The following is a 21,190-nucleotide window of genomic DNA, read 5'->3' as shown; positions in this document are numbered from 1 at the left end:
TCACATGAAATCCTCAGTCTTAATGTCCCGTATCTTAGGCGAGCCGCATAAAATATTACATGCTTATGGGGAGGGAGGTGTAGACTTAGGTGGGATTATTTATTAATAAGAATGATCACCCAGAGGTTTTTCATAATCCAGGAAACATTCAAGAATCAAATCAAGATTTTGCTAAGACAGATTATCTAACAGTACTAATCAAAGGACAAAAAGAAGCCTACGAATCTTTGCTCCACTCCTTTTACGATCTAAAAAATCTCCATCAACAACAGGAAACTAACCAAATAAATCAGTGGAACGATATTGGTAATCAGTTGAAGAAACTGAGTGAAAATCATCAACGACAGGAGACAAATCAAATAAATCAGTGGAATGAAATCGGAAACCAACTGAAGGACCTGCGTGAGAATCATCACATGCAAAAGGAATTTGAAAGCCATGTGATGGACTGGTTGATAAAATTAGATGAGGAGAATAACAAGCTTCAAGGTATCTTGGAAAATGAGGGTCAATTAAAACAAGAAATAATGGAGAAAATTCATAGTGTAAATCAGTCTACCCAAGAAATTATAAAAAGACTGGAACAATATGAAGCGACCAATCAAGATCTTACCCAAAAAATTAACGAGCAGCTGGATAACCACCAACAGATGGCTGAGCAATTTACCAAGCAGGAAGATATTCAAAAAGAAGTATTAACCAGATTGGATACCCAAGAGGCATTAACAGAAAAAATCCTAAGACAGATCAACCATATTCGTTCCATTTTATTCGAAAGAACGAATTATTTAGCGGAGAAAATTGAAAGCGGCTATAAGATCACTTCTTCTTATGTTTATAAATTAATGACAGGCTCTGATAAACCCCTGACCCTTTTGATGATGAATCAAAAGGAGGAGGAGACACAGAGAAAAACAGATTAGAAACATATCGTCATGGAGGATGTTCAGCAGAACTTAAAAAAGTGGAATGGGGATATAAACCGCCCATTCCACAAAGCATTAATCTAATAATCGATTATTCTCATCCACCGACATTAACTTTGCAGGATTTCTGCTGCCATCTGCGTTCAGTTCACCTTTTCCATGGCAAACGTTACAGGTATATTGCCAGCCCTCATCATCGGAAAGCATCCCTGTGCCTTCACAGGCTTTACAGGTTATTTCTCTGTCGATCATTTTCATCCCTCCATATAAAATTTCATGAAACGCTTTTATGCGTTCTGCCCCACATGATTTGCTTTCACCCAGTTGATTAATCCGCCGCTTAGCACGATTTCAATTTGGCGTGATGAAAGCAAATGCTTCACTTTTATTTCATTATTTTTTCCTTTAACGGTGATAGTAATCTCATTTCCGTTTTGTATCTTAGATTTGATATCCTTCAGTTCAAGTACATCGCCTTGTTCCAAATTGTCATAGTCCGCTTCGTTGACAAAGGTAAGAGGCAGAACACCAAAGTTTACAAGGTTTTGCCAATGAATACGGGCAAAGTCTTTTACTATCGCAACACGGAGCCCGAGATATCTTGGGGCAAGAGCTGCATGCTCTCGACTCGAGCCTTGTCCATAGTTGAATCCGCCAATAATAGCGTGGTTGCCTGTTTCTTTTGCTCGAGTGTAATACGTTCTATCTATTATTTCAAAAGTAAACTTACTAATCTCTGGCAAATTACTTCGATAAGGCAGAACCCTTGCTCCACCTGCAAGAATTTCATCCGTTGAAATGTTGTCTCCCATTTTTAACAGGATTGGCAATTCCAATGAGTCCGGAAGTTCATCCATTGAAGGGATAGAAGCAATATTAGGCCCTTTATGTAGCTTTACTTCTTTTGCCTTCTCGTATGGCAAAGGCTCATCTAATAGTTTTTCATCAATAGTTGGATTGGCAGGCTCCTGTACTTTGGGATAGGGAATGCCAATTGTCCTCGGGTCTGTAATCACACCTGTTAATGCAGAAGCTGCTGCTGTTTCCGGACTGCAGAGAAAGACACTGTCCTCTCTTGTACCTGAACGTCCAGGGAAATTTCGCGGAGTGGTGCGCAAGCTGTTTCTTCCAGTTGCCGGTGCTTGTCCCATTCCAATACAACCATTGCAGCCCGCTTGATGCAGACGTGCACCAGCTTGAAGCAAGCTCGCAATATGGCTTTCCTTTACTAAGTCCGTTAACATTTGTCTGGAAGTCGGATTAATGTCAAAGGAAATTCCGTCTGCGATATGCTTCCCTTTTACAATTTCCGCCGCAATAGCAAAATCACGATAACCAGGATTCGCGGATGAACCGATATAAGATTGGTAAATAGGAGTACCGGAGATTTCAGAAACAGGTACCACATTGCCTGGACTTGATGGCTTTGCGATAAGAGGTACAACCTCTGATAAGTTCAATTCTTCATCTATGTCGTATGTTGCTCCCTCATCAACCTCAAGAGGAGACCAATCGTTTTCTCTACCTTGTTCAATTAAGAAACGTTTTATTTCTTCATCTGAAGGAAAAACCGTGCCGGTTGCTCCTAATTCCGCTCCCATATTGGCAATAACATGACGATCCATTGCACTTAAGGTCTGAACCCCTGGTCCGTAATATTCAATGACTTTTCCGACCCCGCCTTTTACTCCATGCCTGCGGAGCATTTCCAAAATGACATCCTTTGCACTTACCCAATCAGGAAGCTTACCCGTTAATTTTACTCCCCAAACCTTTGGCATTTTTACATAAAAAGGCTGCCCGGCGATTGCCATCGCAACATCAATGCCACCGGCACCCATTGCCAGCATTCCCATACATCCATTCGCACAGGTATGACTGTCGGAACCTAACAGCGTTTTTCCCGGTTTAGCTAATCGCTGCATATGAACCGGATGGCTAACACCATTACCAGGCTTACTAAAATAAATGCCAAACCTGCGTGTAGCGCTTTGTAAAAACAAATGGTCATCAGGGTTTTTATTGTCCACTTGAATCAGGTTGTGATCTACATACTGTGCAGAGGCTTCCGTTTTTGCACGTTCCAGTCCCATCGCTTCTAGTTCCAGCATCACCATAGTACCAGTTGCATCCTGTGTTAATGTCTGGTCGATCTTAAGCCCAATTTCTTCTCCAGGTATCATTTCTCCAGAAACAAGATGGCTTTTAATTAATTTTTGGGTCATATTCATTGGCATAAAATAACCTCCAGATGAAAATCAATAATAATTTGAACCTTTATATAAAGTGCCTATATTTGTAAAAAATATACGTGGTGTCAGGCACCACGAATGGACAAAACGAAAATTACGCTTGTAGTGATCATTTATTTTGCTTTTTACTTTTTCTATAAAAAATATAAAACAGCGTTCACCAATTATATGGAGAATACAAATGATGAAGTGAAAACAAAGGCAGCGGTATCTATACAAGGTTAGGAAGGAGTTATACATGAAAGCAGTTATTATAGGCGACGTATTTGTAACGGCGGATCAATTTGAAGAGGCTATTAAACAATGGGATGCACCTATCGATCAAGTGGTGAAGTTAAGCTGGGGCCCAAACAAAAAAGAGGAATTTCAAGAAGCGATATTAGAGATTGAAAGGTCTGGACCAGAAGCAGTCTCTCCACCGAAAGGATTACTGGAGCAAATTGTGGATGCAGATCTTTTACTTGTCCATTTCGCACCAGTTTCCCAAATCGTTCTAGAGGCGGCTCAACAGTTAAAGGTAATTGGAACATGTAGAGGTGGTATGGAACATATTAATCTAGCATTTGCCAAAAGCAGGGGAATCCCAGTCGTAAATGTTATACGTAATGCTGAAGCAGTTGCTGATTTTACGATTGGGTTAATATATAGTGAAACACGGAATATTGCCCGTAGCCATCATGCGTTAAAAGCGGGGAAATGGGTAAAGGATTTTCCTAACTATTCTTATACAAAATCAGTTAAGGATCAAATAGTTGGAATTGTAGGTTTAGGCAATATTGGCAGAATCGTAGCAAAAAATTTAATTGCATTGGGTATTCCTGTTATAGGTTCTGACCCATATGTAACATCGCAGGAATTATCAGAAGAAGGAATAGAAATAAATCTCGTTTCTTTAGATGAATTGTTTGAAGCAGCATCCATTGTAACTGTACATGTCCGATTATCAGAAGAAACGAAAGGACTTATAAAGGAAAATCATATTTTAAAGATGAAAAAGGATTCCTATTTAATCAATACATCTAGAGCTGAGGTAATGGAAGAAAAACCTCTATGTGAAGCACTTGTAAATAAACAGATTGCCGGTGCAGCAATAGATGTTTTCTGGCAGGAACCTATACCTCAGGGGCATCCATTACTACTATGCGACAACGTGACATTAACACCGCATATTGCCGGGGATACGGTTGATGCATTACCTAAATCACCTATTAAGCTAGTTGAAAATCTCAAGAAAACGTTAAAACTTGAAAAGATTGAAGCATGAGATATGTTAGAGGAGGAAAATATAATGACCATAAAAAAATTCGAACATGTAGGAATTCAAGTGAAAGATATAGACACAACGATTGAGTTTTATACAAGAGTGGTAGGATTAGAATTAATAGAAAAACAAAATCATGTTGATCCTTCTCTTAAATTAGCCTTTTTAGGCATAAAAGATACAAAGGAACCGATTATAGAACTAATTTCAGGATACAATCCAAATTTGCCGACGGAGGGGAAGGTTCATCATTTTGCATTGTCCGTGGATAATATTGAAGCAGAAATTGCGAGATTGAAGGAACACGAAGTTACATTTGTGGACGAAGCCATTACAACATTACCAAGTGGTGCAAAATATGTTTTCTTCTATGGTCCGGATGGTGAATGGATCGAATTATTCCAATCATAATGCAAGGCGGTGTCATGCACCAAAACTAATGGTGCATGACACCGCTTGTTGCGAGAACTCAAGTTTGTTATAGTATCTTTAGATGTCCCTTAGAGATTCCACTCAAGCTTCATAAGGAGTTGATAATCCATGACAAAATTAGAAGATTTACAAGTGGAATTAGCAAATTTAAAAAAAAATAATCACAAGCTATTCGAAGAGATAATCATTCCTGAGTTAAAACGAAAAGTTCAAGAGTTTTTGGATGCTTTTGAGAATTATTTTAGAGAAAGAGGATTTGTCGTGAAGAAAGATCAGGGTACCATTCGGGTTGCCTACAATTCACTTGAATTCTCTGCATTCACGAATAATGACCATGATATCTTTATTATGAAAGAAAGAGAACAGATTGCTTCTATTTCGGTAAAATATAAAAAAACGAGAATGGGGATACATCTTGTGCCGGCAGATCCCGTTGAACGGCTAGCAAAAGAAGTAGAAAAAGAAAAAAACATCGCGGAGGAAATGAGAAATCCTCATTTTTACTATACTGGAAGTGAATTCGGACATGTGTACGAAACTCCTCAATCCGTTTTGGAAAGTATTTTTCATGTATAGAATGCAACTAAAAAAGAAAAAGAACATAGAATAAAGGTTTGATGCCTAACTTCTATGTTCTTTATTTTTATGAGATATTTTATTATTTCTTTAAAATATGTATACCCTGTCTTATCTATAATAATATCCCATTTTCTTTGAAATATTTCGTCCTGCATTTACAACATGATTAATAACAAACTCCATTTTAACATCGGTCATTTGAAAACTAATAAACTTAACACTTACGGCTCCCACCACTTCACCCAATCGATTAAGAATTGGGGCAGCTACTGTAGAAATCCCTTCTGTATGTTCGTCCTCCCGAACTAGATAACCATCACTTTTTATTTTTTTTAGTAGTTGAAAAAAATCTTTCCTGTCTTCCTTTGGGACCAACTTGTCCATAATTTGATCTCTTTGAGCTTCCGTCATAAAAGCAAGCATCGTTAAGTTTGCAGCACCGATATTCATTGGTGTCCGAAGACCAAGCTGATCATGGATTCGGATAGTATTTTGCTCACAATCAATCCTTTCAATTAACAGAGCCTCCATGCCTAATGGCTTGCTTAAGTACACACTTTCCTCAACCGCATGCATTAATTTCTCTAACTCAGGTCTGATAATGCTAACATAATCCATCGAATCGTACACTTTAAGCCCATACTCAAGCCATGCGTTTCCAAGCCCATACAGTTTGCTTTCCGGATCTTGTTGAATCATTTCGTGTTTCATCATTGCCTGCAGAAGACGATGAATGGAACTTACGGGTAAATTGCATTCTTTAGCTAATTCTGTAATGGAAAGAAATCGGTTCTCTTTGTATGAAGTTAGGACTTTTATTATTCCCATTGCTCGATCAAGTGATTGCATATTCAAAACCCACCTTTGTGTTTATTATAAACCGTGTTATAGAAATAAAAAATTATTTTGATTATTTCAAATAGATTGACACGTTTAATGGTATACATTTATACTCGAAACATAAACATTTCCTTTATACGGAATTGTTTTCCACTATACGGAAAAGGTGATGAGAATGAAGTATAGCCATTCTATGTTTAATAAGCTAAAGCATGTTATTTTAAAACATCCAAAAGATGCCTTTATCAGTCAAGTGCATTTAAGCAATGAATGGGAAAAGTACAATTATCTGGAAGAACCTATTTATGATGAGTCATTAAGTGAATACGAGGAGTTTGTAAGTATTTTGAAGGAGCATGTTGATCAAATCGACTATTTACCTTTTTCAGAAGAAACTGGACTTGATTCCTTGTATGCCCATGATCCAATTAAATTTACAAAAGAGGGAGCCATTATTCTGAAATCCGGAAAATTATTGAGACAGCCAGAAGCCAAGATTTATAAAGAATTTTTGTTAGAAAAAAACATCCCGATTCTTGGTGAATTGACAGGCGATGCTGTGGCAGATGGCGGAGATATTATCTGGTTGGATGACAAAACGCTTGTAGTAGGGCGGGGTTACCGGACGAATGATGAAGCCATTCGACAATTACGAGAAATTACCTCCCACTTGGTGGAAGAATTTATTGTTGTTCAGCTCCCGCACGATCAAGGAGAGTCAGAGTGTCTGTATTTAATGTCATTCATCAGTATGGTGGATCATGATTTGGCAGTAGTACATTCACCATTGATGCCTGTATTTTTTAGACAGCTTTTACTGAAGCGTAAGATTCAGTTAATTGAGGTCCCTAAAAATGAATATCTTACACTAGGTTGTAATGTCTTAGCACTTGCACCACGTGTTTGCATCCTTCCTCATGGGAACGTATACACAAAACAACAACTTGAAGAAGCGGGTGCGACAGTTTATGAATACAAGGGAGAAGAAATTTCTTATAAGGGAACAGGCGGGCCAACATGCTTAACCTCGCCGGTAATCCGCACATATTAAAATCGGATGGAGGAATCAAAATGTTTAAACAGGTTATTGTAAAAAAACCAAGTAGTAGCTATGTAAATGGATTAACAACAAGCGATTTAGGAAAGCCAGACTATGAAAAAGTGTTGGTACAACATGATAACTATATACAAGCATTAAAGAAATGCGGAGTAGAGGTGGAATATCTTTTAGAAAGTGATGAGTTCCCTGATTCAACCTTTGTGGAAGATACAGCTGTATTGACTCCTGGATTTGCCGTCATTGCGAACCCTGGTGCAGAAACGAGGAATAAAGAAATTATTGAAATGGAGAGTGTTATTAAAAAATATTATGACGATATTCGATATATCAAAGCCCCAGGAACCTTAGATGGTGGAGATGTATTACAAATTGATGACCATTTTTATATTGGAATTTCTGAACGCACCAATGAAGAAGGAGCAGAACAATTAAAAAGGATACTAGAGTCTGCTGATTACAAAGCAACCATTGTACCATTAAAGGAGTTTTTCCATTTGAAAACAGGGATTGCTTATCTTGGGAACAATCAAATCATTGTTGCAGGGGAATTTGTTGATCACCCGGACTTTGATCATTATGAGAAAATTATCGTAACAAAAGAGGATGAATATAGTGCTAATTGTATAAGAGTTAATGATTATGTCATTATTCCGAAGGGCTATGAAGAAACAAAAAGAAAGCTTAACGAAGCTGGTTATCAAATAATTGAACTTGAAATGTCAGAATTCCAAAAGCAAGATGGAGGCTTGAGCTGTCTATCTCTACGATTCTAATAGAAATATATGTAAAAGGGCAGATTCTTAGGTTAGGAGGTTTGGATATATGGAAGACATTAAAACCCATGAACAATTAAATCGTTCAATGAAAAAACGTCACTTATTTATGCTCTCACTTGGCGGAGTGATTGGAACGGGACTTTTTTTAAACGCTGGTTACACCATCCACCAGGCGGGAGCTGGCGGGGCTTTATTAGGTTACTTAGTAGGTGGTCTTATTCTATATATGGTAATGGTTTGTCTAGGTGAACTTGCTGTGCATATGCCTGTCACAGGTTCATTCCAAAAATATGCCTCAGAATATATTGGCCATTCAGCAGGATTTTCACTTGGGTGGATGTATTTCATTGGGTCCGCTGCAACAGCGGGAGTGGAGTTTACAGCAGCAGGAATATTAATGAAACATTGGTTTCCACATGTACCTACTTGGCTTTGGTGTGCTGTCTTTATTGTTCTTCTATTTTCATTGAATGCATTAACGACCAGAGGCTTTGCAGAGGCAGAATATTGGTTCTCTGGAATAAAAGTAGTTGCAGTTATCGTCTTTATTATCATTGGGGTAGCTGGAATTTTTGGATTTGTACACTTATCTGACCGTCCTACACCTTTTCTTAAGAATCTTGCCCCAACTGGTCTTTTTCCGGCAGGGATTCCAATAATATTTGTTACCATGATGAATGTTATCTTTTCTTACCAAGGCTCAGAACTCATAGGAATTGCAGCAGGCGAGAGCGAAAGTCCTGAAAAGAACATTCCAAAAGCAATTCGAAATGTTCTGTTTAGAATCATTGTGTTTTATATAGCATCAATCATTATTCTCTCTGCTATTTTCCCTTCTAAAGAATTAGGATTGCTGGAAAGTCCGTTTGTAACGCTCATTAGCATAGCAGGTGTGCCTTATGCAGCAAGTATCATGAATTTTATTATTTTAACTGCCATATTATCAGTAGGGAATTCATGTCTTTATGCTTCAACACGATTACTTTGGTCTATGTCTCATGATGGAATGGCACCAAAGATATTTGGAAAATTATCCAAGCGAAAGGTACCACTAAATTCTCTTATTTTTACCATCATCTTTTCTCTTTTATCGTTATTAACAAGTGTCGTGGCAGCCGACACGGTATTCGTACTGCTAATGTCCATTGCGGGAATATCTGTCACAATCTCATGGATGGGAATTGCTCTATCACAGTATATGTTCCGTAGGAAATATATAAAAGCGGGCGGAAAAACAGAGGAATTACACTATAAAGTTCCTTTTTATCCATTTGTACCGTTATTTTGTTTAGGATTTTGTTTGTTCATTCTCATCTTCCTAGCTTTTGATCCTACACAGCGAATTGGACTCTTTTACGGGATAGGCTTTTTAATTTTTTGTATACTATTCTATAAGATTAAACAATCGAGAAAATCAAAAACAGCAGAAAATAGTAGCATCACCATGAGAAAATAAAAACAGTTAGTTGTTTTAAAAAAATTACTAGGATTTTGTCTATAAAAACATAAAAAGGAGTTAAGGCAAAATGATTAACATGAAATGGGGAACTCCTGAGAAGTTAAGAGAGTTGCTTTGCGAGCTTGTAAGCTGGAAGAGTATTACATTATCTGACGGCGAGAAACAATTTCCCATTCTGCTGAAGGAGAAGCTCAAGGATCTGGAGCATTTTCAAAAATATCCTGAACACCTCTCTTTGCATCAAGCTGATTTAGGACGCCAATTTTTAACAGCTATGTACAAACACCCTGAAGCCACTGATACTATTTGTTTAATCAGTCATTTTGATACAGTAAACACAGAGGAATATGGTGATTTGCAACCGTTTTCAACAATGCCGGAGAAATTAACGCAGTTATTTCTCGAAAAGTACGATGATTTCTCTCAAGACGCTATAAAGGATCTAGAATCAGGTGAATACCTATTCGGCCGCGGAACAATGGATATGAAAATGGGACTTGCTATGCATATGAGACTCATTGAAAAAGCAAGTCTGGAAAATTGGCCGGTTAATCTATTGCTGTTAACCGTCCCAGATGAAGAGGTAAATTCCTCTGGGATGAGATGTGCAGTTCCGGTACTGCTCCATTTGCAAGAACAATATAATCTTACGTATAAACTATTTTTGAACGGGGAACCAGTCTTTTCACAAAAGCCGGCAGACCCTCAGTACTATATTTACACAGGAACAATTGGTAAAATTATGCCGGCCGCTCTCTTTTATGGAAAGGAAACACATGTAGGAGAACCGTTTGGAGGAATTACATCACCATTTATCGCTTCGTTTCTAACACAAAAAATGGAATGGAATACAGAGTTCCAAGAAACCGTATTAGGGGAAAGGACACCTGTTCCTGTTACACTTCAACAGAAAGACTTAAAGCTGGAGTATTCTACACAGACACCATACCGTTCAACGGCTCTTTACAATGTCTTTCTAATGAAACGAAATGCTTCGGAAATCATGGATTTGTTCGAGCGCATTGCCAATGAAGCGGCAAATGATTGCAATACTGTTTATTTGCAAGTCTGTCAAAAGTACAGGGTTGAACCTGTTGGAAAGGTAAGAGTTATTCGATATCAGGAGCTACTGCAGTATGCGAAAGATAAATTTGGATGGGAATATATAGAAGAAATAAAAAAGGAAATCCATGCAAACCAGGAATGGGATGACCGTGAAAAGTCGTTCAGAATCACGGATAAATTGATGATTCAATGCCAAGAGCTTTCACCGTCTATTGTAATCCTTTATGCACCTCCTTATTACCCAGCAGTAAATTCTACTGGAAATGAGCTTGCAGAGGAATGTGTAAAATTCGTGACGGAAAGAGCACTTGAAAAATATAATTTATCTGTAGAAAGAATTCATTATTTTAATGGTATTTGTGATTTGAGTTACGTTAACTATCAGGATTCCTATGAAGGATGGACAGCGTTTGAAGCGAATACACCTGTGTGGGGAGATAGTTATGATGTGCCATTTAAGGGAATGGAAAAGTTGAATGCTCCGGTACTAAATGTAGGTCCATTTGGAAAGGATGCACATAAACGAACAGAGCGTTTGCACATAAGAAATGCATTCGAGGAAATACCATTCATTGTAGAAGAAATGATCTACATGATAAGCAGCAAGAAAAAAACCGCTGATTTGAAGTCTTAAATCAGCGGTTTTTCAAGTATATTATAGATCTTCCTTTGAAATTGGAATGGATGGAACATCAGAATGACTCATCTTTCTTCTTGTAAAAACAAAATAATAATATAAATAGCATGCGATAATAAATCCAAATCCCCAATATAATGATGTTCGCTGAGTAGGGTCAAATGCGGTGAAAACAAAGATAAATAAGCACATAACAATACACAGGATTGGATTAAACGGGTAAAGACGGACTTTAAATGCTAAATCCTCGACCTTTCCTCCATCTTTCACAAACTTTTTACGGAACCGTAATTGGGCAACGGCAATCGCTAACCATGTAAGGGTTCCGCCAATTCCGCTTATTGCTAATAGAACAACAAACAATGTATTCGCTGCCACAATACTAGTTAATAAGGAAAGCAATGCAAATCCCAAGGTAATAAGTAAGGCGTAAGAAGGAACCCCGCGTTTATTAAGCTTTTTAAAAATAGATGGTGCCATCCCACTTTCTGAAAGAGAAAACAAAATTCGGGTACAGGCGAATAATCCGGTATTTCCTACTGAGAGTATCGCCGTTAATATAACAAAATTCATGATATCAGCTGCATACGGAATCCCAATCATATCAAATACCGTTACAAACGGACTTTCCAGCACTCCTGCTTTTTGCCATGGAACAAGAGCGGATAAGACAAAAATAGCAAGGACATAAAAGATTAGGACGCGAAATACGATATTTCGGATTGCCTTTGGAATATTTTTCTCTGGCTCTTCCGTTTCTCCAGCAGCTACACCCATAATTTCTGAACCTTGAAATGCATAGATAACCGTCATCATCGATATGAATACACCTACCATACCAGCTGGAAATATGCCATCACCGATAAAGTTAGACAGATAAGGAGCTGGATCACTATGCATAGGGATGATTCCAAAGATTGCACCAAGACCGACGATAATAAAAAGAATAACTGTTAACACCTTGATGCCTGCAAACCAATATTCTGTTTCAGCAAAGCTCCGTGTCGTAAGCGAATTAATGGAAAAAAGAATAATGACAAACAAAGCACACCAAATCCAAACAGGAACGTCGGGGAACCATCTTTTCATTAAAACACCAGCTGCGACAAATTCAAGTCCAACATATAATGCCCAGCTTAACCAATAAATCCAGCCAACGACAAAGCCTGTAGCGGGGCCGATGAATCGTGTCGCATGTGCTTGAAAAGAACCCGAAACAGGCATCACTACGGATAACTCACCGAGGCACACCATTGCTAAATACATTAAAAGTCCGCCCACTAAATATGCCAAGATAGCACCTGCTGGACCTGCTTCTCCGATTGCATAACCAGATCCTAAAAATAGACCAGTACCGATTATTCCTCCTAATGACATCATGAATAAATGTCTGCTCTTCATCGACCTTTTTAGTTTCGGTTGATTTTCATGGTCCATACCCAATCACCTATTTTCCGATAAATTAGTAATACGGAGGCGCTTACATTTTGTTTTATAAAGGTAAAACCTTTTCTAAATCTCTTTGTAAAAGTAAATGAAAATGGTGAACTAAATTTTCTGTAAGAGAAAATCTACCTTGTGTATATGCTCCAGTATCAATTCCCTTTTGAACCGTTTCACAAATTTCTAAATCCTCTTTACGCACCAATTGATCGATTGCCATTAGCTCCTCTTCTTCCTTTGTTATCTCTTCCTTCATAAAAAAAGTTGTGTATACATACTTCGTTGTCTTGTGATCAATAGGGATTGATTGATGTATCGATAGATTAGGAGGACCTGGGTCGAACGAGAACCATGTATTTGGATAAAGCCAATAATAACGGCCGCCTTGGCCTAAAGGGAAATTGCTATCCAATCCTTTGAGCGGTGTGCTCTGATAGGAATAATTATCATACATCTTATACTCATATTGATTCATATCGACCTTTGAGACGAGCGCCTTATGAACAATGGAGCAGTGGTCACATTCAAGATAATTATCAATACCAATCTTCCAATTGGATTTGCAGATAGTTTCCTTCACACGTACCCTTTTTAAATCACCAAGATTATTTTCCTTTACATGGTTGAACAAGTCAGGAAATTGAACAGATAACGGGGAAGCATTTGAATCAAGATTAACAAAAATAAAAGATTCGAATATTTCCAGTTTAATTTTTTTTAAGCAAAAATCCTTATGGTCGAAATTCTCAACCCCCATCATATTAGGTGCTTTGTTAAGAGAACCGTCCAAATTATAGGACCATGCATGATATGGGCAAACTAGAAGCGGTTTATTTCCCTCACCATCCACAAGTTTAGATGCCCTGTGTGAACAAACATTATAAAAGGCACGAATTTCCCCATCTTTTCCACGAAGGACAATAATCGGTCTATCTGCAACTTCAGTTGTGAGATAATCACCAGCTCTAGTAAATTGGCTAATATGGCCAACATATTGCCATGTCCTGCTAAATATTTCTTTCTTTTCTATTTCTAAAACATCGGGATTGGTATAAAGCCATGACGGTAAAGTATGTGCTTCACTTAACTTTTCACTAACTCGGTGTGTTATGTTATTCAATGATTGAACCTCCTTTTGAAAATAGAATCAGAAAATTATTACAATTATATGAACAATTAAAATAAAAAGAAGTAATGTGACAAGTATTTTTTATGCCGATATATAATAAATGTAAGAAAATCTTAGGAGGGTCTAGGAATGTCCACAAAATTAGAAGGTAAAAGCGTTCAAGAATGGATAGAGGAATATCCATTACTACATAAGCTGATCAAAATGGACGAGGTATTGTGGGTAAATCCGCATTATAATGCGAAAAACAAAAACACTAATTTATCCATTTCTAATATTTCCGAAGCTGCGGAACGACTTCAACGTTTTGCACCATATATCGAAACTGTTTTCCCTGAAACGAAAAACACAAATGGAATCATCGAATCCCCGCTTGTGGAAATAAATAAAATGAAAAAAGCCATGGAGCAAGCTTATCAACTAGACATTCACGGTACACTCCTTTTAAAATGTGACAACGACTTGCCAATCTCGGGATCTATTAAGGCTCGAGGAGGTATTTATGAGGTTTTAAAGCATGCAGAAGAGCTTGCTCTTGAGCATGGAATGTTGAAAACGTCTGATTCCTATAAGATATTTGCTTCACCTGATTTCCGGCAGTTTTTTTCCCAATATAAAATTGCAGTAGGATCAACCGGTAATTTAGGCTTGAGCATAGGCATCATGAGTGCCGAGTTAGGCTTTAAGGTTACCGTTCATATGTCTGCGGATGCGAAGCAATGGAAAAAGGATCTTTTGCGGAGCAAAGGTGTAAACGTAATTGAATATCCATCTGACTACAGTAAAGCGGTGGAAGAAGGACGGAAACAAGCAGAAGCGGATCCAAACTGCTATTTTATCGATGACGAGAATTCCAAGGACTTATTTCTTGGATATGCAGTCGCAGCTTCTCGCTTAAAAAAGCAGCTTGAGGAAATGGATATTACAGTGGACGAAAAACATCCACTATTTGTCTACCTTCCATGCGGTGTAGGGGGAGGACCGGGAGGAATAACATTTGGTCTAAAGATGGAATTCGGTGAACATGTGCATTGCTTTTTTGCGGAGCCGACCCATTCGCCATGCTTTCTAATAGGACAAATGACGGGACTTCAGGATAAAGTATCCGTTTTTGATTTCGGTCTGGATAATCGAACAGATGCGGATGGTTTAGCGGTTGGAAGATCGTCAAGCTTTGTTGGGAAGACAATTGGTAATATGTTGAGCGGATGTTTTACTATACAAGATCAAAGGCTTTACAATTTCCTTCGGGAACTAGCAGACCAGGAAAATATTTTTCTTGAGCCTTCAGCACTTGCAGGATTTTTCGGTCCTATTCAGCTTGCTAGTCAAAAAGAGGGGGAGAAATATCTAACAAACCAAAAGCTGCAAACAAATATGGATAACGCCACACATCTTGTGTGGGCAACAGGCGGAAGTATGGTCCCCGAAGAAATGATGAAGGAGTATTATCGCAGAGGTGTCCATGATAATGTCGAATGATAGCATATCCAATAGAAACTACTAGAATTATTTCGAACATTCCCCCTTCTAATCTATTTCCGTTTTCAATATAGATGAAATATAGGAAAAGTTTACTAGGGGGAAATTTATGAAGAATAAACTATTAAAGATGTTCCTTTCTTCGCTAGCGATTAGCTTATTATTGCTTGTATCGGCATGTGGGACAAGTGAGAAAACTACTACAGGCTCATCTGATAAACCAGCCTCAGGTGAGACACAACACAAGAAATTAAGAATAGTAACGGATGCCACCTATGCTCCAATGGAATCATTGGATGGCGATAAGATTGTTGGATTTGATGCGGATATATTAGATGCTGTCATGAAAGCTGCAGGCTATGACTACGAATTGGTGAATGTTGGATGGGATCCGGTATTTGTGGAGGTTCAAGGTAAAACAGCAGATGCAGGTATTTCGTCCATTACGATTAATAAGAAGCGGCAAATGACTTATGATTTTTCCCTACCTTACTTTGAATCTATAAATAAAATTCTCGTACCAAAGGATAGCTCTATTCAAAGGGGTGCGGATTTAAAAGGAAAAACAGTTGCTGTTCAAAACGGGACAACTGGACAAGAAATTGCGGAAAAAGTTCTTGGCAAAGATTCACAGCATATTAAGAAGTTTGAAAGTAATGTTTTGGCAATTATGGAGTTGTTAAAAGGCGGTGCAAATGCTGTGGTAGCGGATAATGCTGTTGTGGAAGAGTACGCCAAAAACAATCCGGAAAAAATTTAAAAGTAATCACTGACCCTTCTTTTTCATCTGAATTCTATGGGATTATGTTACCGAAGGGCAGTAAATTAAAAGTAGATCTTGACAAGGCAATAAAGCAAATTATAGATGATGGAACCTATACAAAAATTTATAAAAATACGTTTGGTACAGAGCCAAATATTGATGCACTAAAAAAACAATTTTAAGCTTACATGAATTGCGTAACGAACGGAAAGGGTTACGCATTTTTTTATTTTGACGGAAGCGACTTTTAATAAAAACAAATTGTAGTTGTTTTCTCTTACCCTATGTATTATGGCGCTTTTTGAATTTGCATTGGTGATGAAATAGGATTCCTTGCACAGGAATTCAACTAAAACCTTTATAGAAGGAGATGTACGATGAATTTTCGTTTTGATCTAATTGCACACTATATCCCATATTTTTTACAAGGAACACTTACGACGATAGAGGTTTCCATATTAGGGATTATTTTCGGAACGATTATTGGTCTGTTAATCGGAATTGGAAAGATGTCAAAAAATAAAGTAATACGATTTCCATTTGTTTGGTATATCAATTTTTTTCGAGGAACACCACTATTTGTTCAAATTCTCCTCGTACATTTTGCAGTGATTCCAACTTTTACAGGAAAAACAAATGCTTTTGCAGCATTAATAACGGCTCTTTCAATAAATGCGGGGGCATATATTTCTGAAATTTTCAGGGCAGGTATCCAATCGATTGATAGAGGACAAATGGAAGCTGCCAGGTCTCTGGGAATGACACATTTACAAGCGATGAAGCTTGTCATTTTGCCACAAGCGGTAAAGAGAATGATTCCACCTCTTGGCAATGAATTCGTTGTACTAATCAAAGATTCTTCACTTGGCGCTGTTATTGCAGCACCGGAGCTTATGTATTGGGGGCGTGCAATGCAAGGAGAGTATTATCGTCCCTGGGAGCCATATTTAACCGTCGCACTTATCTATTTCATCTTAACCCTCACCCTCACATATCTTTTGAATTTTATTGAAAGAAAGGTGAGCACGGAATGATTAAAGTTGAGAATCTAAAAAAGTCATTTGGAAATAATGAAGTTTTGAAGGAAATTAATGTTGAAATAAAGCCGCAGGAAGTAGTCGTTGTCATTGGCCCTTCCGGATCAGGAAAATCAACCTTTTTAAGATGCCTCAATCTACTAGAAACAATCACAGATGGTCATGTGTACATCGAAGGAACTGACATAACTGATTCTAAAACGAATATTAATGATATCCGGACCGAAGTAGGAATGGTGTTCCAGCAATTTAATTTATTTCCCCATAAAAGTGTGATGGAAAATATTGTGATGGCACCAATACATGTACGAAAGTGGGAAAAAGAAAAGGCACGCCAAAAGGGGCTTGAACTCCTGAAAAAAGTAGGGCTATTAGAAAAGGCGGATGCTTACCCGGATTCACTTTCAGGTGGCCAAAAGCAACGGGTGGCTATTGCCAGGGCCTTAGCAATGGAACCGAAGATCATGCTATTTGATGAGCCAACCTCTGCACTTGATCCCGAAATGGTCGGGGAAGTATTGGAAGTCATGAAGCAGCTTGCCAAAGAGGGCATGACCATGATAATTGTAACGCACGAAATGGGCTTTGCCCGCGAAGTAGGCGATCGTGTGTTATTCATGGACGGCGGCTATATTGTGGAAGAGAATATTCCATCTGAATTGTTTGACCATCCAAAACATGAAAGAACGAAGGCGTTTTTGAGTAAAGTATTATAGACCCTATTCTGCTTTAAGAATAGGGTTTTTTTATGTTTATCGTGTCCGTGAACTTTATGAACAAAATAGTGTTATCGTTTTTAATACACAATAAATGACTAATCTATCAAAATACTTTTTTTAGTATAAAATTTAGAAAACGCTTTCAAATAAGGGGGATTTATATGATATCAGTTAAAAAGTTTTCAGCAATATTGTGTGCGGGGGCTTTGGCGTTAAGCCTAGGTGCATGCAGCAGCAAAGATACATCCGGCTCCGCAACAAAAAATACCGGCTATCCGAAAAAGTCCATTACGGTCGTAGCACCATCTGGAGCAGGCGGCGGATGGGACATGACAGCTCGCTCCTTTACAAAAGTGCTAAGTGAGACAAAGCTTGTCAAAGTACCGCTGACCGTCGAGAACAAGCCTGGAGGCGGCGGGGCTGTTTTCATGGCGGAATATGCAACAAAAGAGGCACAAAATAACGATATGTTATTTGTAAGTTCACCACCGATCATTATTAACAATTTGAAAAAAGAAGGAAACAGTCCATATGGAGTTAAAAATACCACTCCATTGGCTCAGCTGACAAAAGACTATGGAGTTATTGTAGTAAAAAATGATTCTAAATTTAGGGATTTAAAATCTGTGCTGGAGGAAGTAAAAAAGGACCCAACAAAGCTAACCTTTGCTGGAGGCTCCGCACCAGGTTCTATGGACCATCTAGTTGCCATTCTTCCTGCATTTAAATACGGTGTAGACCCGACAAAAATTAAATATGTTTCATATGATGGCGGAGGGGAAGCGATTACAGCGCTGCTTGGAGGCAATGCAGATGTAATCGGAACAGATGCTTCCAGTGTCAAGGAATTTTTAAAAGCAGGAAAGATTCGTGTCTTAGCTGTTACATCTCCTGAACGTTTGTCTGGTGATTTTAAAGACATTCCAACTGCAAAAGAACAAGGCATTGACGCAGAATTTACGATTTGGCGTGGTATTTTCGGTCCAGAAAAAATGTCTGCTGAAGCGAAGGACTTTTGGGAAAAAACAATCGGCAAGCTTGTAGAAACGCCAGAATGGAAAAAAGAAGTCGAAACACAAGGCTGGGAAATGCAATATAAAAATGGAGACGACTTTAAAACGTTTTTAGAAGATCAAGAACAACAAGTCCAGCAATTATTAGAAGCATTAGGTATGCAAAAATAAGTGCAATGACTGACAAGGGGATAGGGGGGAACTGGATAAGATCCCTCCTGTAGGTCAGTCTTCGCTATTTTTCTCGAAGGAGGTATCTGGAATGAGCGTCAAATTTGACCGAGTTGCTGCTGTATTATTTTTAGCCGTAGGCATCCTTTTTATCGTTGGAAGTAAGCAACTGGCAAGCTCTTCTTACGGAAGTAAAGTAGGTCCTGACATTTTTCCATTTTTTCTTGGAATTATTCTTGCTGTATTAAGTATTCGATTATTTTATGAAACCTTTCGTGCCCAGTCACAAGGAGCACAAAAGGAAAAACTGCAATATAAGCCATTTTTAATTATTTTCGTGGCAACATTGATTTATATTTTAACGTTAGAAACTATTGGATATGTGATTACAACGTTTTTATTTTTATTTGTGTGTTTTCAAACGATGGAAAGGACTAAATGGATTACATCACTTATTATCTCAGCTGCATTTTCCGGCGTTGTTTATTTTATTTTTGTCGAAGTGCTGAAGGGAACATTGCCGGGATGGCCAGTCTGGTTTTCTTAGGAAAGGGGGAGTAAAAACATCATGAGTACCATTGAATATTTAGTACATGGATTTGGGACGGCAGTCGTTTGGTATAACCTGCTATTTGCGTTCGTCGGAGTATTAATTGGGACGGCAGTCGGTGTTTTGCCAGGAATTGGCCCGATGAGCGGGGTGGCTTTGCTTATCCCCGTAACAGCCTCCATTACAGGGGGGCTTCCTCCGGAAACAGCCGCAACGAGTGCGATTATATTACTTGCAGGTGTTTACTATGGGGCGATGTATGGCGGATCGACCACATCAATTCTATTAAATACACCTGGCGAGTCATCTTCTGTTGTTACAACATTGGATGGCTACCAAATGGCAAAAAAGGGCCGGGCAGGAAGTGCACTATCCATTGCAGCAATCGGCTCCTTTGTCGGCGGGATTGTCACACTTATTGCTTTAATTGCATTGGCAGAACCATTATCTAATATTGCCCTTAAGTTTGGACCTGCTGAATATTTTTCGCTTATGCTTTTAGGACTTGCAGCAGTAAGCGGATTGGCAGGAAAATCTGTTACGAAAGCGTTAATTATGACCGTTTGCGGTTTATTATTGGGAACCATCGGAATCGACAGTGTTTCTGGAATTGCTCGTTTCACTTTTAATATTCCATGGCTATATCAAGGGGTTGAATTTTTAACCATTGCCGTAGGATTATTTGCACTTGGAGAGGTGTTTAAGACCATCATTGAAAAAGAAGAGGAAGAGGGAGGCATTGCGAAAATTAATAATATGATTCCTTCCAAAGCAGAAATGAAAGAATCTGCCGGTCCGATTGCCTGGGGATCCATTCTTGGATTTTTCGTTGGAATATTACCCGGAGCAGGAGCGACTCTCGCATCTTTTTTCTCTTATCTTTTAGAAAAAAGAATTTCAAAGAATCCATCCAAATTTGGAACTGGAACGATTGCTGGGGTTGCTGCACCAGAGACGGCGAATAATGCAGCATCCGGAGGTGCAATGATTCCTTTATTAACATTAGGAATTCCAGGATCAGGTACGACGGCCATTTTAATGGGGGCGTTGATGATGTATAATGTCCAACCAGGTCCTTTATTGTTTGAAGATCATCCACAAGTAGCATGGGGACTTATTGCTAGTATGTTTATAGGAAACGTTATGCTTTTAATCTTAAATCTTCCGTTAGTAAAGGTTTTTGCCAAAATCATTGAGACGCCTAAAAAATATTTAATTCCATTAATTATTGCCATTTCGATTTTTGGGGTATATGCAGTTCAAGTATCAACAAATGATTTACTGCTATTGTTGGGATGCGGAGTTTTTGGTTATTTTCTAAGCAAAAATGATTATCCGATTGCACCCCTCGTTTTGGGGCTTGTCTTAGGACCGATGATTGAAAATAATATGCGCAGGGCACTTACCATATCGAACGGTGATTATTCGATATTCTTTACTCGTCCTATTTCCCTAGCGTTTTTAATTGTAACAGTACTTTGGCTGGTGATACCGATTTTAATGAAAGCAAAAGGAAAGAAAGTCGTTATTAATGTAGAAGGTTAATAGGTTTTGACGAAAAATCTCCTTTAATGGGAGGTTTTTTTATATAATAAT

General features: G+C 38.3%; 20 protein-coding genes and 1 pseudogene. 16 read left to right on the top strand and 5 right to left on the bottom strand.

What is annotated here, in order from left to right; translation table 11 throughout:
• The first annotated feature begins 89 nt into the window (after positions 1 to 89).
• A complete protein-coding gene (locus tag NSQ59_RS23210; protein WP_055742382.1) occupies positions 90 to 923 on the top strand; it encodes a hypothetical protein in 834 nt (277 codons plus the stop codon).
• Positions 924 to 1,001: 78 nt separating this feature from the next.
• On the opposite strand, the gene NSQ59_RS23205 is transcribed toward NSQ59_RS23210, so the two are convergent.
• Positions 1,002 to 1,178, bottom strand: coding sequence for a hypothetical protein (locus NSQ59_RS23205; RefSeq protein ID WP_163258594.1), 177 nt, complete (start codon positions 1,176 to 1,178; stop codon positions 1,002 to 1,004).
• A gap of 35 nt (positions 1,179 to 1,213) precedes the next feature.
• Positions 1,214 to 3,163, bottom strand: a complete 1,950-nt coding sequence (locus tag NSQ59_RS23200; RefSeq protein WP_340832885.1) for an aconitate hydratase — start codon at positions 3,161 to 3,163, stop codon at positions 1,214 to 1,216.
• A 93-nt stretch (positions 3,164 to 3,256) separates the two neighbouring features.
• Here NSQ59_RS23200 and NSQ59_RS23195 point away from each other — a divergent pair, with 93 nt between their 5' ends.
• The 4 genes from NSQ59_RS23195 (at position 3,257) to NSQ59_RS23180 (ending at position 5,447) form a co-directional block, all read left to right on the top strand.
• On the top strand, positions 3,257 to 3,403 hold the full coding sequence (locus tag NSQ59_RS23195; RefSeq protein WP_161809319.1) for a hypothetical protein: 147 nt from the start codon (positions 3,257 to 3,259) through the stop codon (positions 3,401 to 3,403).
• A 13-nt stretch (positions 3,404 to 3,416) separates the two neighbouring features.
• Positions 3,417 to 4,442, top strand: coding sequence for a 2-hydroxyacid dehydrogenase (locus tag NSQ59_RS23190; protein WP_055742380.1), 1,026 nt, complete (start codon positions 3,417 to 3,419; stop codon positions 4,440 to 4,442).
• 24 nt (positions 4,443 to 4,466) lie between these two features.
• Entirely contained in the window at positions 4,467 to 4,850 is a 384-nt protein-coding gene (locus tag NSQ59_RS23185; protein ID WP_055742379.1) for a VOC family protein, read from the top strand.
• Positions 4,851 to 4,979: 129 nt separating this feature from the next.
• Positions 4,980 to 5,447, top strand: coding sequence for a hypothetical protein (locus NSQ59_RS23180; RefSeq protein ID WP_055742378.1), 468 nt, complete (start codon positions 4,980 to 4,982; stop codon positions 5,445 to 5,447).
• Between the two features lie 111 nt (positions 5,448 to 5,558).
• Here the strand turns inward: NSQ59_RS23180 and NSQ59_RS23175 are convergent, their stop codons facing one another.
• Positions 5,559 to 6,299 carry an IclR family transcriptional regulator gene (locus NSQ59_RS23175; RefSeq protein ID WP_340832884.1) on the bottom strand — a complete coding sequence of 247 codons (741 nt, stop codon included), beginning with the start codon at positions 6,297 to 6,299 and terminating at the stop codon, positions 5,559 to 5,561.
• A gap of 166 nt (positions 6,300 to 6,465) precedes the next feature.
• Between NSQ59_RS23175 and NSQ59_RS23170 the strand changes: the two genes are divergently transcribed.
• The 4 genes from NSQ59_RS23170 (at position 6,466) to NSQ59_RS23155 (ending at position 11,284) form a co-directional block, all read left to right on the top strand.
• A complete protein-coding gene (locus NSQ59_RS23170) occupies positions 6,466 to 7,341 on the top strand; it encodes a dimethylarginine dimethylaminohydrolase family protein (RefSeq protein WP_340832883.1) in 876 nt (291 codons plus the stop codon).
• Positions 7,342 to 7,361: 20 nt separating this feature from the next.
• Positions 7,362 to 8,123, top strand: coding sequence for a dimethylarginine dimethylaminohydrolase family protein (locus tag NSQ59_RS23165; RefSeq protein WP_340832882.1), 762 nt, complete (start codon positions 7,362 to 7,364; stop codon positions 8,121 to 8,123).
• A 49-nt stretch (positions 8,124 to 8,172) separates the two neighbouring features.
• Positions 8,173 to 9,582 carry an amino acid permease gene (locus NSQ59_RS23160; protein ID WP_340832881.1) on the top strand — a complete coding sequence of 470 codons (1,410 nt, stop codon included), beginning with the start codon at positions 8,173 to 8,175 and terminating at the stop codon, positions 9,580 to 9,582.
• 70 nt (positions 9,583 to 9,652) lie between these two features.
• On the top strand, positions 9,653 to 11,284 hold the full coding sequence (locus NSQ59_RS23155; protein WP_340832880.1) for a M20/M25/M40 family metallo-hydrolase: 1,632 nt from the start codon (positions 9,653 to 9,655) through the stop codon (positions 11,282 to 11,284).
• A gap of 21 nt (positions 11,285 to 11,305) precedes the next feature.
• Here the strand turns inward: NSQ59_RS23155 and NSQ59_RS23150 are convergent, their stop codons facing one another.
• Both NSQ59_RS23150 and NSQ59_RS23145 read right to left on the bottom strand, forming a co-directional pair.
• Complete coding sequence (locus NSQ59_RS23150) at positions 11,306 to 12,724, bottom strand: amino acid permease (protein WP_340832879.1); 1,419 nt, start codon at positions 12,722 to 12,724, stop codon at positions 11,306 to 11,308.
• A gap of 55 nt (positions 12,725 to 12,779) precedes the next feature.
• Positions 12,780 to 13,850 (bottom strand): aromatic ring-hydroxylating oxygenase subunit alpha, encoded by a 1,071-nt coding sequence (locus NSQ59_RS23145; protein WP_340832878.1) that lies wholly within the window; start codon positions 13,848 to 13,850, stop codon positions 12,780 to 12,782.
• A gap of 138 nt (positions 13,851 to 13,988) precedes the next feature.
• Here NSQ59_RS23145 and NSQ59_RS23140 point away from each other — a divergent pair, with 138 nt between their 5' ends.
• The 7 genes and pseudogenes from NSQ59_RS23140 to NSQ59_RS23105 all read left to right on the top strand — a co-directional run bounded on the left by NSQ59_RS23140 (position 13,989) and on the right by NSQ59_RS23105 (position 21,139).
• Positions 13,989 to 15,341: a D-serine ammonia-lyase gene (locus tag NSQ59_RS23140; protein WP_055742370.1), complete on the top strand. Its 1,353-nt coding sequence runs from the start codon at positions 13,989 to 13,991 to the stop codon at positions 15,339 to 15,341.
• A 109-nt stretch (positions 15,342 to 15,450) separates the two neighbouring features.
• Positions 15,451 to 16,286, top strand: a pseudogene (locus NSQ59_RS23135) (basic amino acid ABC transporter substrate-binding protein).
• A gap of 195 nt (positions 16,287 to 16,481) precedes the next feature.
• Entirely contained in the window at positions 16,482 to 17,138 is a 657-nt protein-coding gene (locus NSQ59_RS23125; protein WP_055742368.1) for an amino acid ABC transporter permease, read from the top strand.
• Positions 17,135 to 17,857, top strand: coding sequence for an amino acid ABC transporter ATP-binding protein (locus NSQ59_RS23120; protein ID WP_340832876.1), 723 nt, complete (start codon positions 17,135 to 17,137; stop codon positions 17,855 to 17,857). The genes NSQ59_RS23125 and NSQ59_RS23120 overlap by 4 nt, the downstream gene beginning before the upstream one ends.
• A gap of 164 nt (positions 17,858 to 18,021) precedes the next feature.
• Positions 18,022 to 19,044: a Bug family tripartite tricarboxylate transporter substrate binding protein gene (locus NSQ59_RS23115; protein ID WP_340832875.1), complete on the top strand. Its 1,023-nt coding sequence runs from the start codon at positions 18,022 to 18,024 to the stop codon at positions 19,042 to 19,044.
• Between the two features lie 91 nt (positions 19,045 to 19,135).
• Positions 19,136 to 19,591, top strand: coding sequence for a tripartite tricarboxylate transporter TctB family protein (locus tag NSQ59_RS23110; RefSeq protein ID WP_126647841.1), 456 nt, complete (start codon positions 19,136 to 19,138; stop codon positions 19,589 to 19,591).
• A gap of 21 nt (positions 19,592 to 19,612) precedes the next feature.
• Entirely contained in the window at positions 19,613 to 21,139 is a 1,527-nt protein-coding gene (locus NSQ59_RS23105) for a tripartite tricarboxylate transporter permease (RefSeq protein ID WP_340832874.1), read from the top strand.
• The last annotated feature ends 51 nt before the right edge of the window (positions 21,140 to 21,190 follow it).

The sequence above is a fragment of the Margalitia sp. FSL K6-0131 genome, assembly GCF_038008735.1.
Taxonomy (GTDB): Bacteria; Bacillota; Bacilli; order Bacillales; family Bacillaceae_C; genus Margalitia; species Margalitia shackletonii.
The sequence above is the reverse complement of the archived record's forward strand: the minus strand, read 5'-3'. Positions and strand labels throughout refer to the sequence as shown.